The organism is Bacteroides xylanisolvens XB1A (genome assembly GCF_000210075.1).
Lineage (GTDB): Bacteria > Bacteroidota > Bacteroidia > Bacteroidales > Bacteroidaceae > Bacteroides > Bacteroides xylanisolvens.
Genome location: NC_021017.1, coordinates 3,807,050 through 3,825,321, shown reverse-complemented (window position 1 = coordinate 3,825,321; position 18,272 = coordinate 3,807,050). Strand labels below are relative to the sequence as shown.

10 protein-coding genes are annotated in these 18,272 nt (G+C 41.9%); 3 read left to right on the top strand and 7 right to left on the bottom strand.

The window, feature by feature from the left end; all coding sequences use genetic code 11:
- The 3 genes from BXY_RS14785 to BXY_RS14775 all read left to right on the top strand — a co-directional run.
- On the top strand, positions 1 to 725 hold a 725-nt coding region (locus BXY_RS14785; protein ID WP_243442495.1), incomplete at its 5' end, for an efflux RND transporter periplasmic adaptor subunit.
- Positions 726 to 795: 70 nt separating this feature from the next.
- Positions 796 to 1,863: a sensor histidine kinase gene (locus BXY_RS14780; RefSeq protein WP_004313051.1), complete on the top strand. Its 1,068-nt coding sequence runs from the start codon at positions 796 to 798 to the stop codon at positions 1,861 to 1,863.
- A gap of 5 nt (positions 1,864 to 1,868) precedes the next feature.
- Positions 1,869 to 2,663 (top strand): LytR/AlgR family response regulator transcription factor, encoded by a 795-nt coding sequence (locus BXY_RS14775; protein ID WP_004311025.1) that lies wholly within the window; start codon positions 1,869 to 1,871, stop codon positions 2,661 to 2,663.
- A 407-nt stretch (positions 2,664 to 3,070) separates the two neighbouring features.
- Here BXY_RS14775 and BXY_RS14770 read toward each other — a convergent pair whose 3' ends face one another.
- From BXY_RS14770 to BXY_RS14740, 7 genes are all read right to left on the bottom strand, one after another.
- Positions 3,071 to 5,017, bottom strand: coding sequence for a glycoside hydrolase family 97 protein (locus tag BXY_RS14770; RefSeq protein ID WP_134993330.1), 1,947 nt, complete (start codon positions 5,015 to 5,017; stop codon positions 3,071 to 3,073).
- 103 nt (positions 5,018 to 5,120) lie between these two features.
- Positions 5,121 to 7,478 (bottom strand): GH92 family glycosyl hydrolase, encoded by a 2,358-nt coding sequence (locus BXY_RS14765; protein ID WP_015532325.1) that lies wholly within the window; start codon positions 7,476 to 7,478, stop codon positions 5,121 to 5,123.
- Positions 7,479 to 7,488: 10 nt separating this feature from the next.
- On the bottom strand, positions 7,489 to 8,283 hold the full coding sequence (locus tag BXY_RS14760; protein ID WP_015532324.1) for a basic secretory family protein: 795 nt from the start codon (positions 8,281 to 8,283) through the stop codon (positions 7,489 to 7,491).
- A 13-nt stretch (positions 8,284 to 8,296) separates the two neighbouring features.
- On the bottom strand, positions 8,297 to 10,639 hold the full coding sequence (locus tag BXY_RS14755; protein WP_008776738.1) for a GH92 family glycosyl hydrolase: 2,343 nt from the start codon (positions 10,637 to 10,639) through the stop codon (positions 8,297 to 8,299).
- A 6-nt stretch (positions 10,640 to 10,645) separates the two neighbouring features.
- Complete coding sequence (locus tag BXY_RS14750; RefSeq protein ID WP_015532323.1) at positions 10,646 to 12,931, bottom strand: GH92 family glycosyl hydrolase; 2,286 nt, start codon at positions 12,929 to 12,931, stop codon at positions 10,646 to 10,648.
- Positions 12,932 to 13,238: 307 nt separating this feature from the next.
- The gene (locus tag BXY_RS14745) at positions 13,239 to 14,864 is read right to left on the bottom strand and encodes a RagB/SusD family nutrient uptake outer membrane protein (RefSeq protein WP_138343158.1); all 1,626 of its coding nucleotides are present in this window, start codon (positions 14,862 to 14,864) and stop codon (positions 13,239 to 13,241) included.
- Positions 14,865 to 14,891: 27 nt separating this feature from the next.
- Positions 14,892 to 18,029, bottom strand: a complete 3,138-nt coding sequence (locus tag BXY_RS14740) for a SusC/RagA family TonB-linked outer membrane protein (protein ID WP_004311032.1) — start codon at positions 18,027 to 18,029, stop codon at positions 14,892 to 14,894.
- Positions 18,030 to 18,272 lie beyond the last annotated feature (243 nt).

Here is an 18,272-nt window from a genome sequence, read left to right as displayed (position 1 = left end):
AGGTTTCGTTCAACGGACGAATCGTTCTTCCTCCTCAACGTCAGGCAACCATTGCTTTAACCATGGGAGGCATTGTAAAAAAAGCTTCTCTGCTTCCAGGGCAATGGGTGGCTGCAAACAGTGTAATCGCCACATTAGAGAATCCGGAGTTCATCACCCTGCAACAAACTTATCTGGACAGCCACGCACAGACCGAATATCTCTTAGCTGAATACGAACGGCAAAAAAATCTGTCTGCCGAACAAGCAGCTTCTCAAAAGAAATTCCAGCAAAGTAAAGCGGACTTTCTCTCCATGAAGAGTCGCCAGGACGCCGCTGCTGCACAACTTTCTCTTTTAGGCGTTCAAACGGAGGCATTACTTAAGAACGGAATACAACCGCTACTGGAAGTCAAAGCCCCTATTAGTGGTTATGCCGCTAATGTAGCGATGAACATCGGCAAATATATCAATCCGGGAGAAGCACTTTGCGAACTTATCGATAAAAGCAGCCCGATGCTTTGCCTGACTACTTACGAGAAAGATCTCGCAGACATACAAGTCGGCAGCCCGGTACAGTTTCGTGTAAACGGAATGGGGACACAAACCTTTCACGGCATCGTGATTTCCATCGGACAAAAAGTAGACGAAACCAATCGTTCGCTCGAAGTATATGCTTCCATCAAGGAGGAAAATGTACAATTCCGCCCCGGTATGTATGTCACGGCACACATTCAGAAACAATAATTGACCAACTGTGACAACAGCATTGACATTTTATAACCGGTAACTCATAATTTACCACTATCTTTGTTGTATGATAGCCAAAGCAATAAAAAAAGATAAGTATATACTTTCCACAGTCATCATCTCCTTGGCGGTTGCTGTACTGATTCATTTTCCTGAATCAGTATCTCTTTTCGACCGTTTCGAAAGTCATTCCTTATTCCCGGGGATGAAGTTTATAGATGTGGCAAACGAAATACTGTTTACCTTTCTGTCGCTATTGTTACTTTTTGCCATCAATACCCGTTTGTTTCATTTCAATCAGGCTTCCATTAAAATTACAGGGACAAAGATTTTGCTTTCCTTTATCGTGACATGGATATTGAGTAACTTGTCAGGACAGTTTTTTGTTTTCCTTCACAGAACGTTTGATATTCCGGCCATCGATGCCATGGTACATCATTATTTGCATCCATTGCGGGATTTCATTGTGGCATGTCTCGTCACCAGTAGCTGCTGCATCATTCATCTTATATTCAAGCAGCAACTGGTACTTATTGAGAACGAACAGCTTCAGGCAGAGAATCTCCGTAATCAGTATGAAGTACTGAAGAATCAGCTGAACCCACACATGCTGTTCAACTCGCTGAATACCCTGCGTTCGCTGGTACGCGAAAATCAGGATAAAGCGCAGGATTACATTCAGGAACTCTCCCGGGTACTAAGGTATACTTTACAAAGTAATGAGTCACAATGTGTCAGTCTCCGGGAAGAAATGGAATTTGTTTCCGCTTATATATTTCTATTAAAGATGCGTTTTGAGAACAATCTACAATTCGACATACAGATAAGCAATGCATACGAAGAATATCTCCTCCCTCCAATGGCGGTGCAAGTGTTGATTGAGAATGCAGTAAAGCACAACGAAATCAGCAACCGGAAGCCGTTGACTATTCATATCACGACGGACGATAACGGCAATTTGTCTATCAGCAACGACATTCAGCCCAAATGGACTGCAACTTCCGGAACCGGCATCGGACTTGCCAACCTTGCCAAGCGATACAGGCTCTTGTTTAAACGGGATATACAAATAACGGAGGACAGAGAGTTTACAGTTTGTATTCCTTTGATTGAAAAATCACAACTAGAACAATAATCACCATGAAGATTGTCATTATAGAAGACGAAAAAGCAGCAGTACGAAACCTGACTTCACTGCTTAATGAGATAAAACCGAATGGAGAAATCGTGACCATACTGGATAGTATCAGTTCCACTATCGAATGGTTCAGTTCTCATCCGATGCCGGAACTGGTATTCATGGATATTCATCTGGCAGATGGTTCCGCCTTCGAGATATTCAATCATATCAATATTACTTGTCCGATTATCTTTACAACTGCCTATGATGAATATGCGTTACGTGCATTCAAAGTAAACAGCATCGACTACTTATTAAAACCCATCGGTAAGGAAGACATAGAACACGCTTTCGATAAGCTCCAAGGTTTACAGGATGCTGCTGACAAACACCAGTTTCCTTTTCCACAACAGGAGAATGAGCTACTGAAACTAATACATTCACTCCAAAAGCAAGAAAACTATAAAAGTCATTTCCTTATTCCTACCAAAGGAGACAAACTATTGCCCGTTTCTGTAGATATGATACAATTGTTTTATATTAAGGACTGTCAGGTCAAGGTAGTCTTAACCGATGAAACCGAATACTGTTTTTCTCAAACATTAGATGAACTTACGGAGTGTCTCAATCCTTCTCTTTTCTTTCGGGCTAACCGCCAATATCTTATTTCGCGAGAAGCTATCAAAGATATTGACTTATGGTTCAACAGCCGACTGTCCATCAACTTGTATTATTCAGGAATCAAAGAAAAAATACTTGTCAGCAAAGCCCGAGTAGCAGAGTTTAAAGAGTGGTTCTCTAAGAGAAAACGTTGATTCCGAGACATTGCCTTCTTAGAACAAATAGCAAAACAAAGTGTTTCATGCCGTGAAACGATTGGTTTCAACGCTTGAAACAAGCAGTTTCATGTAGTAAAACACTTTGTTTCTCACCGAGGAAACTTTAGTTTCAAGCCTCTGAAACTGCAGTTTCCCCTAATGGAAACTAAAGTTTCCCGCCTTGAAACTAAAGGTATCCCCTGTTGAAACTTCTATTTACATACAAGCTTATATTTATATGCAGGCATGTTCATTTCAAACGGTGATAGATGAATGATTAGGTGACAGGTGGAGAACAATCTATCACCACCCTGAAAGCTCGATGAACAATGCGTTTCAGAAGGATGGTGATAGATTGAAAGATGATTTCCATTTTTACGTATGGAAAGTTAGAATATGTGCCATCATTCAATGACAGCTGCAAAGCCACCATTTCTAACCATCTTTATAGTTAGCTGCTCCCCGGCTTTCACTTGGGCTGACTTGCAACGATAATCCATCGCCTGACGTCCTGCGTTGATACCATCCTCAAAAGATGTCATTTGATAAGAGCGATCTTTATTCAAGAAATCTAACTTTATGGTAAACTCACGTTCCTTTTCACCATTGTTAGTCATTCCTCCTATAAACCACTTATCGCCTTTCCGTTTTGCTACAATGACATATTCACCCGCTTTAGCTTCGAGTGCCACAGTCTCGTCCCACGTTACGGGAACTTGTGTAATGAAACGGGTACAATCTTCATTACGATAATAAAGAGTAGGATTATCCGCCAACATCTGCAGACCACTTTCAAAAACCACAAAGAGTGCCAACTGATAAGCGCGTGTTCCGATACTTGCAGCATTGGGACGTTCCGAGCGATACACATTAGGCTGCATACTAATCATCGCTCCGGGAGTATAATCCATCGGACCGACAGCATTACGCATAAACGGTAAATACAGACTATTATCCGGATAACAACCGCCCATTTGTTCCATGCCACGCACTCCTTCGTAAGACAATACATTCGGATATTTATATTCCAGTCCGGCAGGTTTGAAAGAGCCATGAAAATCGACAAACAAATGATGTTTGGCTGCTTCCCGGGCTACCCGTTCGTAATAGTTGACCATCCACTGATCGCTTCTGTCCATAAAATCAATCTTAAGTCCTTTTACTCCCCATTCATTGAAAGTCTTGAAGAGATCAAAATTGTTTTCTACCGTCAACCACGTCAACCAAAGCACAATCCCTACATTTTTTTCTTTGCCATAACGGATCAACTCGTGCAAGTCTACTTTGGGATTAGGCGTATAAGGATCACGTGTACTTTTAGCCCAGCCTTCATCCATAATGATATATGGAATACCAAATTTAGAAGCAAAATCAATGTAATACTTATAAGTATCCAAGTTATAACCGGAAACAAAATTCACATCCGGTCCGTAAGGAGAAGCGTCATTCCACCATTCCCAGCTCACCTGTCCCGGCTTAATCCATGAAACATCCTGAAGTTGATTCTTTTCAGCCAGTTTATAAGTCATTGTATTCTCAATCAACTGCTTATCATTTTTACTTATCACAAAGTAACGCCAAGGATAATTTCTCGTACCTTTTGTTTTAGCAATGTAATCAGCTTCTTGAGTAATCTTCACACTACGATCACTGTTTTCGGCAAACGCAAGCGGAGCTTTAGGAAAAACAGAGATTGCTCCGTTCGTCCCCGTTCCTTTGAGAAACATACATGGATAATCAGCCAGATCCGACTCGCTAATTAATATTTTATAGTCTTTTTGTGTGTCAATCAATACCGGCAAAACAGCTATCCGTTCTTCAGGCTTCCACGCATTACTTTGAACATGTGTGTAAGGTTCCTCATAAGCTGTATGGAAGCCTCCCGGTTGTTGCAAGTGAAGAAGATAATCCGACGGGAAGTTGATAGCAAACTCTTCGTTCATTACTTCAACATCACCTTTTTGTGAGGTAATAAACCGGTAAGCAACTCCATCGTCAAAAGCACGGAATTCTACTGAATAATCTTTAAAGGTCAGTAGCAATTGATTATAACGATTATTGACTTTCGCATATTTCAAAGGAACAATAGGAGTTAATTGCTCGTCGACACTCGTACGTTTCTGACGGCGCAGTTTGGGATTTTGTCCCAACACCTGATTCCTCAATGTCAACTGAAGGGAATTGTCTTTCAACAATACATCTCCGTTATAATCTATACTATAATAGATTTTATCCGAGAGATTCAAGGACACTTTCAGCTCTCCATTGGGAGAAATTAACTCTAACTTATTCTGTGCACGAAGTAGTGATGCCAAGCACAAACACACAACTAACAGGAAATATCTTCTCATGATTTAGATATTTAATTAATAATCGTTTTACAATGGCAAATGTAATAAAAACATCACTTCGTACTATCAAACGGACTGGGTAATACTCCTTCAAAAGTTATTTTCACTGGTTTGATATACCCGTTTTCATCAAATTTACCTGATATTTCATTGTCTTTCCAGGCAACGACAAAGAAGGAGCTACCGCTTCATCCGATACCGCACGCTTATAGTTCGGTTTACTGCTCATGACAAAACGTAGTTTCACGCCATCACGTATATCCTCATATTTCAAATAAGATTTGTCATACTTCTTGCCATTCACATACAATTCCTTTACATACACATTCTTCGGCGACCAATTATCTGCTACCATTTCAATAACTTTTCCGTTGCTCATCCGAACTGTTATTGCCTCAACGCAAGGAGAACCAATGTTATACATATTGCTTGAAGGAGCCACCGGGTAAAAGCCAATGCAATTGAACATATACCAAGCTGACATCTGTCCGCAATCGTCATTGCCACTTAATGCATCCGGAGTATCGCCATAGAAACGGTCAACAATCGTACGGACCCACTTCTGACATTTCCAAGGTTCTTTCAAGTAATTATAAAGATATGCTACATGATGGCAAGGTTCATTTCCATGCCAATAGGCTCCGATACGGCCTTGAATATCATGTGCTCCCGGAATGTCATCCGGCAACTCTACCGTGAACAGTTCATCCAACCGGTTGCGGAACCAATCTTCGCCAGCTTCGTTCATATATCCTTGTACATCTTGTGGTACATACCAGGTATATTGTACAGTAAATCCTTCCGTAATATCCCCCCATCCATTTACAGATCCGGGTCCCTGATAAGCTACCGGAGTAAACGGTGTACGCCAGTTTCCCTGACTGTCCTTGCCACGCATATACTTCGTTTCCGGATCAATCAAAGTCTGATAAGAGAGTGCACGATTCAAGAAATAACGGTAATCATCCTCTTTACCCAAAGCCTTGGCAGCCTGTGCCATGCAATAATCATCATACGCATATTCCAATGTTTTAGATACTGACTCCGCCTCTTTATCAAAAGGCACATATCCCATCATACGATATTCCGGCAAACAGTCATAATTCGGATTCATCGCCGTGGTCTTCATAGCCTCATACGCACGTTCGTAATCGAATCCTTTCACTCCCTTCACAATCATGTCAGCCAATACGGAAACTGCATGATAACCAATCATACACCAAGTCTCATTTCCATAAAACGACCAGATAGGAAGCATTTTCTCCACACTTTTATCATAATGAGCCAGCATGGAATTGGCAATATCGGCATTCACTTCCTGTTGAACCAGATTGAACCAGGGATGCAAAGCCCGGTAGGTATCCCAAAGAGAGAATACCGTATAGTTAGTAAATCCTTCGGCTTTCTCTATATTTTTATCTAATCCTCGAAACTGCCCGTCTGCATCCTGAAAGATGAACGGATGCAAAGCCGCATGATAAGCCGACGTATAGAATGTTCTTTTCGTTTTACGGTCGGCAGTAAGGGTATATTTTCCAAGTTCTTTTTCCCATAGTGCTTCTCCTTTAGCTTTCAGGTCATCGAAAGTGAGTCCGGCAAGTTCCGCCATATTGTTTTTTGCCCCGTTTGTGCTGACCGATGAAATAGCAGTTTTTACAATCACCTCCTCTCCGGCTTTTGTATCAAAAGAGATGCAAGCCATCAGATTCTTTCCCCAAGCTTCATAGCTGCTACGAAACCGGGAGGTATTGTAAATCACCGGCTTCTTATTCTGCATAAAGCGCAAGCCGGTCAACTTTTTAGAGAAAGTAGCCGTGAAATAGATATGCCGTTCCGGTCCCCAGCCTTTCACCAGTTTATATCCGGTGATGGTAGAATCATTTTCCATGCGCAGATTCGCCCATTCACAAGATTGCCATAAAGTATGGTTCATATCGATCATAATAAAAGCTTTATCCGATTGAGGATAGGTGAAGCGGAACATACCACTACGTACCCCTGACGTCATTTCAGCCTTTACTCCATAATCTGACAGTTCCACCGCATAATAATTAGGTGATGCCCATTCCTTTTCATGAGAATAACGTGAACGGTATCCCTTTTCCGGCTCCTCACGTGTCCCCGGATCCAGTTTCATCTCTCCTGTTCCGGAAATAAACAAGAAGTCTCCCAAATCAGGTATACCAGTCCCGCTTAAATGAGTCAGACTGAACCCCAACAAAGTGGAATGATTATATTTATAACCGGAAGCCGCATCATAGTATTTACTATCCGTGTCCGGACTCATCTGAATTCCCCCGAAAGGAATCTGCGCACCCGGATACACATTACCATAACCATCTGTTCCCACAAATGGATTCACATAATCAATCAGTTTCTCGGTTTGAGCCATGCCCGGCAAAATATTCACCAGGCACAGCCATACTAAAAACAATCCTCTTTTACCCATTACACTCACCATATTTACATTATTATGCTTGTATATCACCTACCGCAACTTGATATTCATGCCACAGTTCATCAATATTATATTCGTCTCCTAAAACATGCTTGATAGCTCCATCAAACGACCAAGGGATAACCTCCAATGTACTCCGGTTAAACTTACGCAGGAATTCAGGATCTTTGTTGTCACGTAACCACACGAAGAAATAACCCGCCGTACGGTATCCGTCCATATAATTTCCACCTTTCGGACGGGCATTCGGTCCGTCAAATCCTCCATTGGCAACCCGCACAGCATCTGCCATTCCCTCGATAAATGCCCAGAACACACGATTGGTTCCATAAGAACCGATTCCTTGCGGTTCCAGCTGATAAGCATGTGTCAGTTCATGCAACAATACCCCGCGCGTTTCGAAAAACAACTTTGCCGTATCATTCGCTGCAAAAGATTTTTCAATATGACGTGTACTGTAGAAAATCGTCACATCACCATTGCCACCGCCTTTAGCAGAAATACCGTTGATATCTTCCAAAGTATAATGTATCTTGTGCACTGCGGGAATACTATCTTCCGGAGAATTGTAAAGAGTAGCTAATACAGTACGTGCCTGTTCCTTGATGTACGATTCAGCATCGGGAATGATCCGGTGGTAAATGTCCGATCCCAGCGTTTCCGGTGCTTTATCCTCAAACAATACAGCACCTGTATTGTACTCTTTCCATACATCAGAACTATCCTTCACCTGTTTTTGCACACTTGCAGCACAAGCCCCCATACCTACCAGCAGGCAGGCTGCATAGATTAAATGTATCTTTTTCATACTCCTTTATTGATTATTCGTTGATTCCGTTAGTTAATGAATAAGGTTTATCCTCCGGTGATAATCCGCGACGTTTGTTAGGTGACGCCCCCATCTTGAATTCAAGCACGCCTCCTTTCAAAATGTCTTCATGTGTAATGTACATCTTGTCGTATACCTTACCGTTCAATTTCAGCGACTGCACGTAACGTTTCTTATCGCTGACACCCGGCGCTTTGATCTCCAATGTCTTTCCATTAGGAAGCGTCATCTTCAGATAAGGTAGGTAGGGCGCTCCCAATACATACTGGTCTGTACCAGGACAAACCGGATAGAAACCCATCACGGAGAAAAGGTACCATGCTGACATCTGTCCGCAATCATCATTTCCACCCAATCCGTTAATATCATTCTTATACATCTTATTCAGAATCTCACGCAGCCAGTACTGTGATTTCCACGGCTGGGAAGTCCACGCATATAGATAAGGAACATGGTGGCTCGGTTCATTACCATGCACATATCCGCCGACCAAACATTCTTCCGTAATATCCTCATTATGCTCATAGTACTTCTCCGGCAGATGCATGGAGAACAGTTCATCCAGTTTCTGCACGAACGTCCCTTCTCCTCCCATCAAGTCGATCATGCCAAATACATCGTGTGGCACATGAAAAGAGAAATTCCATGAATTGCCTTCGATAAAACCTTCACCATAGGTTTGCAATACATCAAACTCTTTCTTGAAAGAACCGTCACTATAACGGGGACGTGCAAAACCAATACTTGTATCATAGATAGTACGATAATTGAGGGCACGCTTTCGGTAAGTCTCCGCTATTTCCTTGTTACCTGCCTTCAAAGCTGTCTGATAGATAGTCCAATCGTCGTATGCATACTCCAAAGTAGAAGAGGCTGCTGTACCACTTTTGTCAAGCGGAATATATCCCAGCTTCATATAATCAGCTATACCTTCATAATACGGAACGGTGGATGTACTGACCATTGCCGCCAATGCCTCATCCACATTCGAAAAGACGCCTTTGGTTATTGCATCCGCCAGTACAGACACAGCATGATAACCGCTCATACACCAGTTTTCATTTCCCATCAGACTCCATATCGGCAACATTCCGTGCACGCTTTGTTGCTCATGTTTAATCATGGATTCCACCATATCCGCATTGCGTCCCGGTTTCACCAGATTCAGGAAAGGATGTTCCGCACGATAGGTATCCCAAAGGGAAAATATAGTATAGTTGGTGAATCCTTCCGCCCGGTGTATGTTATGATCCAGCCCACGATAGGAACCGTCTACATCCATATACACAGACGGATTAATCATGGTGTGGTAAAGAGAAGTATAGAACATTGCTTTCTGATCGGGCGTACCTTCGATCTCGAAATGCTCCAGTTCACTATTCCAATCTGTACGAGCAGCCTCCGCCAACTGTTCGAAACTCTTTCCGGAAGCCTCGGCATGCAGATTCTTAATGGCCCCTTCCGTACTGACTGCCGACAATGCCACTTTTACAACCAGTTCCGAATTGTTAGCGGTATCGAAGTTAAAGTAAGCCACGATTTTTCGACCTGTGATTTCGGGGAAGTTCTTTTCCAACTTAAAACGACGCCAAAAGCCATTGTACAATACTTTTTCCTTATCCTTATATCCGTAGTCTTTAATCGGCTGTGACAAAGAGATAGCAAAATAGGTATAATTCGTACGCGCCCATCCATTGGTGATACGATATCCGGTCAACAGAGTATCGTTTTCGACTCTCAAATTGGCCCATAGAACTTTGCCGTCATAATTATAAATACCATGCACCAGATCCAAAATCAAATGACCATCTTTTCCTTTCGGGAAGGTATATTTATGTATACCCGTCCGTTGTGTTGCTGTCAGTTGGGCCTTAATGCCATAATCGTCCAGTATCACTTCATAATATCCGGGAACAGCTTTTTCTGTAGCATGGTCAAAACGTGAACGGTATCCCTCTTCCGGATAATCCGCCCGACCGGGATTTAACTTCACATCGCCAACAGCAGGCATCAACAAGATGTCTCCCAAGTCAGAATGTCCCGTACCACTAAGATGAGTGTGACTGAAGCCAACAATGGTCTTGTCCCTATATTGGTAACCAGCACAATACTCGTAGGCATTTTTCTGATAAGCTCCATTTATATTATGCGGAATTGTGTCTGTGTCCGGACTCAACTGTACCCATCCGAAAGGAGTGCAAGCACCGGGAAAAGTGTGCCCCATCCCATTGGTCCCGATAATCGGATTCACATAGTCTACCGGCTGTTGAGCTATGGCGGACAAAGTTACTGCCGCCATAGTCATCATCAATACTTTCTTTCTCAAATTATTCATATCAGCTTACTTTGCGTCACGAGAGAATGAATACGGGAAGTCTGATTCGTTGATACCTCTTCCCTTATTCGGTTTGTTATCCATATCAAACACCAGACGACCGCCTTTCAACAGATCGAAATGGTTCAGATAATTCTTTGTATAATTCTTGCCATTATAATTCAATGAACGAATATAACGATTATCATCGTTATTCTTCGGGGCGGAGATTTCCAATTTCTTGCCGTTCTCCAGTGTAATCGTTGCTTTCTTAAAGTAAGGAGCTCCCATCACATATTCATTGCTGCCCGGACATACCGGATAAAATCCCAATGCAGTAAATACATACCAAGCCGAAGTCTGACCGTTATCTTCATCTCCACAATAACCGTCCGGAGTAGGAAGATAGAGGCGGTTCATCGTCTCACGCAACCAATATTGGGCTTTCCACGGTTCGCCGGCATAGTTATACAAGTAGATCATGTGCTGGATAGGTTGGTTGCCATGTGCATAGTTACCCATGTTAGCAATTTCCATTTCACGAATCTCGTGAATCACTCCTCCATAATAGCTATCATCAAATACAGGAGGAAGATTGAATACAGAATCAAGCATACTGACAAACATCTTCTTGCCGCCCATCAGGTCAACCAGTCCTTGTACATCGTGGAATACCGACCATGTATAATGCCAACTATTTCCTTCCGTAAAGGCATCTCCCCATTTAAAAGGATTGAAAGGAGTCTGGAAAGTTCCGTCGGAATTCTTTCCCCGCATCAACTTAGTTTCCGGATCGAACAGATTACGGTAGTTCTGACTCCTTTTCTTATAAACATCCAGTTCTTCTGCCGGACGGCCTAATTTTTCACCCATACGGTAAATGCACCAGTCATCGTATGCATATTCCAATGTGCGTGCCGCATTCTCATTAATTTTCACATCGTATGGCACATAGCCCAGTTTGTTATAATATTCATATCCACGGCGTCCGGTAGTAGAAACTTTCGGATGTACGCTATTGGCCCCTTTCAGTAGGCCTTCGTACATTTTTTCTGCATCCGCTTTGGTTACATTCTTCATGAAGGCATCCGCCACTACAGAAGCTGAATTGTTCCCAACCATACAACCACGATGGCCCGGGCTTGCCCATTCAGGAAAGAATCCACTTTCAAGATAGGTATTCAACAGGCCTTCCTGCATCTTCTCACCCATTGAAGGATATATCAAATTAACAAATGGAAACAAGCAACGGAAAGTATCCCAGAATCCAGTGTCGGTAAACATATATCCCGGACGGATTTCACCATTATAGGGGCTGTAATGCACAGTTTCTCCCTTACCGTTTACTTCGTAAAACATACGGGGAAACAACACCGAACGATACAAACAAGAGTAGAACGTACGCATACGGTTCTCATCGCTGTCTTCAACCTTGATACGCCCCAAGACATTGTTCCATGCCTTACGACCGGCCTCTTTTGTCTGTTCAAAGGTCTTATTACCAATTTCTTTCAAGTTCAGTTCAGCCTGTTCAGGACTGATGAATGAGGATGCCACCTTTGCATGTACCAGTTCTCCTTTCTTCGTTGAAAATCCGATAGCAGCACCCACGTGATTGGATTGTAGTTCGAGATGTGTTTCAACCAAATGATAGTCTGCCCATACTTTATTGAAAGTAAAAGGCTTGTCGAACTCTATCACAAAGTAATTTTTAAAGTTTTGAGGAACACCGCCACTATTGCGTGTCGTATAACCAACTATTTTATTTTCTTCGGGAATCACCTTCACATACGAACCGCGGTCGAAAGCATCTACCACCACATAGGCATCGGAGGTTTCAGGGAAAGTGAAACGGAAATATGCGCAACGTTCTGTCGGAGCTATTTCAGTTGTCATGTCATACTCTGACAAATAAACACTGTAATAATAAGGAGTGGCTTTCTCTGCCTTATGAGAGAACCAGGAAGCACGACTGTCCTGATCGATCTTCAACTGTTTAGTCATCGGCATGATTGAGAACTGACCGTAGTCATTGATCCACGGACTGGGCTGATGCGTTTGCTTGAAACCTCTGATTTTGTCGGATGCATAAGTGTAAGCCCAACCGTCACCCATCTTTCCGGTTTGTGGCATCCAGAAGTTCATTCCCCAAGGCAACGCAATGGCGGGATATGTATTTCCATTGGATAGTGATATTTTCGAATCAGTCCCCATTAAAGGATTCACATAGTCTACCGGTTGCTTTTGTGCAAAGGTAGAGGAAACTCCCAATAGCAGGGCTATTGCGAAAGATAGTAGTTTCTTTTTGTTCATGGTCTACGAATTAAACTATTAATACTAGATTATCAAGTCTTTTTTATTTATGTTACAAATTAAAGCATCTTTCAGCAATTATCAGTCCTCTGATACGCCAAAATAAGAAAAAATAGCAGTATAGTCAACCAAAGGAAACGAGTGTCAACGAGAGTACAAGTTAAATAACTGAGAATCAAAATATAATATTTATGTGTATACAATGAGAGTACAACCGAAAGACTAACCGTTTAAGCAATAGAGAGAGGATAATTAGCCTTTACCCTCTCTCCAATTCTATCAGAAACAAATATTTATTATTACCTAATTAATTCCATCCCGGGTTCTGATGTCCTTCCAACGCAGGATTAGCCTGAATTTCATCTAACGGGATAGGCCATAACAAAGCATATTCAGGAATGGCGCCGGCTCTTATGCTTCCATCGGGCTTGTTTTGGATTTGAGCCGATGCAAGAGCAGTCCATTTCAATTTTCCTGATTCGGTAGATGCTTCCGGATACAAACGAGTACGACGAATGTCATCCCAAATCTTAAATTCCAACGGTAACTCATGCAAACGTTCAGTCAAAATCGATTGTATTAAATCGTTTCCTGTAGCCGTCTCATCTGCCAATCCAGCACGTTTACGCACTTGATTGAGATAATATTTAGCTCCACCGACAGCATTATCTTCATGATTTGTACGTGCCAGACCTTCGGCCGCAATCAGCAAGACTTCCGCAAAACGGAATACCGGCATATTATAATCACCGTCGTGACCGCTAATCAAAGCATTTTCATCAAACCATGCCCAGTTGCCTGCATTATTCAAAGTATGAGTATTTCCTTCAGCATCGGTATATTGCTTAAAGAAGAACTGTTTCTCATGTCCTCGAATATCATTAGAGGCATAGCTGTTAAGCAACATATCACAGGGAAGGTATGCATTATACAGCACGTCTCCTCCCGGATGGAACACTCCCCACTGAAAAGCATCTGTCCCGATAGAACGACAAGCATAAGAGTTACCTACACTATAATCACTATAATTGTATTCTTTAGCATAAATGATTTCAGCTGATTCTTTCGTTGTCTTAATCACATTATACGCAGAGTTCAAATCATCAGTCGTTCCATTCGGATGAATAAGTCCGTGAGGACTATCATTAATCACTTTCAATGCCATCTGTGCAGCTTTTCCATAATAGTCTGCCCCCCCGTTTAACGGTGCACCAGCCCATTGTAGATAAACTTGTGCCAGCAAAGTCTGCGCCATTGCTCTGGTAACATAACAGCCATTTTCATAGAACGTTTTATTCGGCAATGCATCCCCGTTGACAATATCCAGCAAGTCGGCTTCAATTTTCTTATAAACCTCTTCAGCAGAAAGACGTTCTTTGTACATACCTTCTGTAGATGTGTAAGGTTCTGAAATATAAGGAACACCACCAAATTCTTTGACCAGCCAAAAATACCCGTATGCACGGAAGAATTTACCTTGAGCCACATAATTATTAATAGTAGCTTCATCCAGCACCCCGGTCATTGTCGGAATATTGGCTATAACAAAGTTAGCACGTGAAATACCTTTATAAAACTCATGCCAGTATTTCATTGCAATATCATCAAAAGACTCAATATTGAAGTTACACCCTTCGGATGCCGTAGTAAATGTTCTATCCTTACGCTTATCAACGTACAATCCGGACACAATACCACCCCACATTGTCGCTTTAGGAGTCCAGCCACCGCCTACATCAGTGTTATGTAAATAAGGTACACCACCGAAATACAATGCGTTCACACCCGACTCCGCATCAGCTTTCGTCTTCCAGAATTGGTCAGATGACTTCATATCCAATGGTTCTTCTTTCAGGAAATCGTCGCATGAATTCAACAACACAGAAAGTGAACACATACAAAATGCAGATATATATACTTTTAATAGTTTCATAATTCTTATAGTTTTTATAACGGTGAATTAAAATGCTACATTAAGACCGAACGTAAACGTTCTCGGACGCGGATAGGTGAAGAATTGGCGGTTAGCCCCCCATTTGTTGTCACCTAAACGAGATGAGTTATCCGGATCATATCCGTTATAGTCCTTAGAAGTAATCAGGAATGCGTTATTCACATTCGCATACAAACGCAATGAAGACAGACCGATCTTCTTAATCAGTGTCGGATTGAAGGTATATCCGAGCTGAATCATGTTACAACGCAAATAAGAACCATTGCAAACCCAGTCATCATCTGCCTGGTTATTAGCTCCCTGACCAAAGTTATTCAGACGAATTGCCTGTTCTTTACCCGACGGATTGAGAGTTGGATGCCATGCTTCCTTATAAAGACGGTCTATACCGTTAGTTAGGAAACGGGCTACAGTAGAGTGATAATATTCTTGCATCACGTCCACCCCCCATGTAAACTGGAAGTCTAAAGTCAAATCAAATCCTTTATAATTGAAGGTATTGATGAATGAGCCCATCCAGTCAGGTAATCCGTTACCGATAATTTCGCGTTTCTTATAAGTTACCTTTTCACCAATAGTGGAAGGTATGTTCATTGTCTCCGGATCCCAGTTAGACGGAATACCATCGTAAATACCGGCACGCTTATAACCATAGAAAGAGGAAAGCTCTTCACCTTCACGAATCAACATATCGTAACCCACAAAACCGTCGGTCGTAATCTGACGCTTACCGGTGACAGGATCAACAGATGCACTTTCATCCAACTTCTCTACACGGTTTTTGTTGAAACCTAAATTAAGAGTGGAAGTCCACTGGAAATCATGTGTCTGAATAGGATATGCTGTAACCAGAATATCTACACCACGATTGGAAACGGCTCCAATATTATCCATAATGGAAGAGTAACCTGTTGATTCAGGAACCGGACGGTCGAGCAACAAATCCGAAGTATACTTATAATAATAGGAAATATCGAAATTCAGTCTGTTATTGAATAAACCCAACTCGAATCCTAAGTCCCACTGTCCTGTCTTTTCCCATTTCAGGTCCGGATTAGGCATATTGTCCAGATAAGACACTACATGCAGAGCATCACCAATGATCGTATTCGACTGGCTCACCGTAGCCAATGATTTATATGTACCAATTTCCGAATTACCTGTCAGACCGTAAGAAGTATGTAATTTCAGCTTGCTGATCAATGAGTTATCTTTCAAAAAGTCTTCATTAGAAATCATCCAACCCAAGCCGACTGACGGGAAAAATGCATATTTATTGTTCTGTCCGAATTTGGAAGAGCCATCATAACGACCGGTTACGGTAGCCATATACTTGTTGTCATAAGAATATGCCAGACGCAAGAAATAAGAGTTCATCGCCCACTTGTCGTAATCATTGCCTACAGAAGGACGGTTCGTTCCGGAACCTAAATTATAATATCCGTAGAAGTCATCAATATACTTACTGTCGGAAGCTTCGAATTTGGTATAATTATACTCTTGCCAAGACATACCCGCCATTGCATTAATGTGATGTTTGTTTATATCTTTCACATAAGTCAAATAGGTTTCTTCCTGCCAATACAAAGAGTTGGAGTTATTTGCAGAAGCTGCTCCCTCGGAACTTTGATTAATCATCGGACGCGGAGTGAACGGCGTATAGTTAGCATCACGATTATTGTGGTAGTCGATACCGAACTGGGTCTTCAAATCCAATCCTTTCATGAGATGGAAAGTCAAAGCAGCATTACCAAAAATCTGCGTACGATATTGCATAGCCTGCATCCGTTCGAGCAACTCAACGGGATTACCTACACCTTCCGGGCTGAATCCTTGTTTTCCGCTATTAGGATCAGTCTGATTATTGAGAATAGAGCTTGTATTAATAATGTTCGTCTGCGTATATTCACCATCCAGCTTAACCGGTAAGAAAGGCAACTGTTCGATCATCGTACGCAATGCGCCTTGTCCGTAAGGGTTATCAGAAGTTCTATTACCCCAAGTATGATTTACTAATAAATTAGCGGAAGTAGACAGCCAATCAGTCGGTTTGTCATCATACGCCAATTTTGCATTGATACGTTTGAAGTAAGAATTCAACAAAATACCCTGTTGATCGGTATAATTGATGAATGCTCCGATAGAAGATCCTTCTCCTGTACGTTGGATACTGATCTGATGGTTATGAGAGATGGCAGTGCGGGATGCTTCATCCTGCCAGTTGGTATTATATTTCGGAGAACCGTCTGCATTGAACAAACGTTCGTCTGTGAATATCTGTGACAGATCAGTTGTGAAGTTCTTGCCTTGAAATTCGTTGGCATTTTCCAATCCCTGCTTGAAGGTAGACATCCATTCGTTAGCATCCATTACATCTATTTTTCTAGCCATCTTACCGATAGACAATGAACCATCATAGGAAACATGGACTCCTTTTCCTGCATTACCGCGCTTGGTAGTCACCATGATAACACCATTCGCACCACGGGCACCATAGATGGCAGCAGAGGAAGCATCTTTCAATACTTCGATAGATTCGATATCATTCGGATTAAGCAATTCGAAGTTTGACATCACCACTCCATCTACTACGTACAGCGGTGATGCCGACGCGTTGATAGTAGAAATACCACGAATGATGACACGCGATTCTCCACCCGGCTGACCGGTATTAGAGAAGATATTCACACCGGCCACTTTACCCTTCAATCCGTCAAGCGCATTGAATGATTGTGCTTTCAGCATGTCTTTACCTTTGGCTGTGGAAATGGAACCCGTCAAGTCTGATTTGCGCATGGTACCATAACCTACAACGACTACTTCGTCCAGTGCTTTCGTATCCGATTGCAGAACTACGTTCAGAACATTACTCTTTAATTCCGAGACTTTAAATTCTTGTGTGATATAACCAATATACGAAAACACCAAGGTGGCATTGGAAGGAACAGAGAGAGTGTATTTACCGTTAATGTCAGTGATTGTTCCTGTACTACCGTTTTTAACTTTCACCGTACCACTGATAACCGCCTCTCCCTGATCATCGGTTACCGTACCGGAGATTGATTTTACAGATTGAGCATTCATGCCCAAACTCAACATCATACCTATTACAAATAAGGTAAGATACTTTAGTTTTTCATTCATAATTCCTTTAAATTTGATTAGTAATAAGGTTAATTCCCTTTAAAAAGATTGTTGCAAATAAAGGCTATTCGAATAAAAGTCCAATGCTCTACCTTGCCAAAAAAACGGCAAAATAAAGACACATATCTAAAGCACAGAATGGTAAATTAGAGCACAGATTAACACACTAATAATCAATACAATAAAATCGACAAAAGGAATTTAGAGCACAAGGTTGTGACAAACAAATAAATAATAATGTTT

What these genes read in the sequence shown, in the direction of transcription:
- BXY_RS14780 (WP_004313051.1), top strand. Translation starts at nt 796, where the DNA reads ATGATAGCCAAAGCAATAAAAAAAGATAAGTATATACTTTCCACAGTC.
- BXY_RS14775 (WP_004311025.1), top strand. Translation starts at nt 1,869, where the DNA reads ATGAAGATTGTCATTATAGAAGACGAAAAAGCAGCAGTACGAAACCTG.
- BXY_RS14770 (WP_134993330.1), bottom strand. Translation starts at nt 5,017, where the DNA reads ATGAGAAGATATTTCCTGTTAGTTGTGTGTTTGTGCTTGGCATCACTA.
- BXY_RS14765 (WP_015532325.1), bottom strand. Translation starts at nt 7,478, where the DNA reads ATGGTGAGTGTAATGGGTAAAAGAGGATTGTTTTTAGTATGGCTGTGC.
- BXY_RS14760 (WP_015532324.1), bottom strand. Translation starts at nt 8,283, where the DNA reads ATGAAAAAGATACATTTAATCTATGCAGCCTGCCTGCTGGTAGGTATG.
- BXY_RS14755 (WP_008776738.1), bottom strand. Translation starts at nt 10,639, where the DNA reads ATGAATAATTTGAGAAAGAAAGTATTGATGATGACTATGGCGGCAGTA.
- BXY_RS14750 (WP_015532323.1), bottom strand. Translation starts at nt 12,931, where the DNA reads ATGAACAAAAAGAAACTACTATCTTTCGCAATAGCCCTGCTATTGGGA.
- BXY_RS14745 (WP_138343158.1), bottom strand. Translation starts at nt 14,864, where the DNA reads ATGAAACTATTAAAAGTATATATATCTGCATTTTGTATGTGTTCACTT.
- BXY_RS14740 (WP_004311032.1), bottom strand. Translation starts at nt 18,029, where the DNA reads ATGAATGAAAAACTAAAGTATCTTACCTTATTTGTAATAGGTATGATG.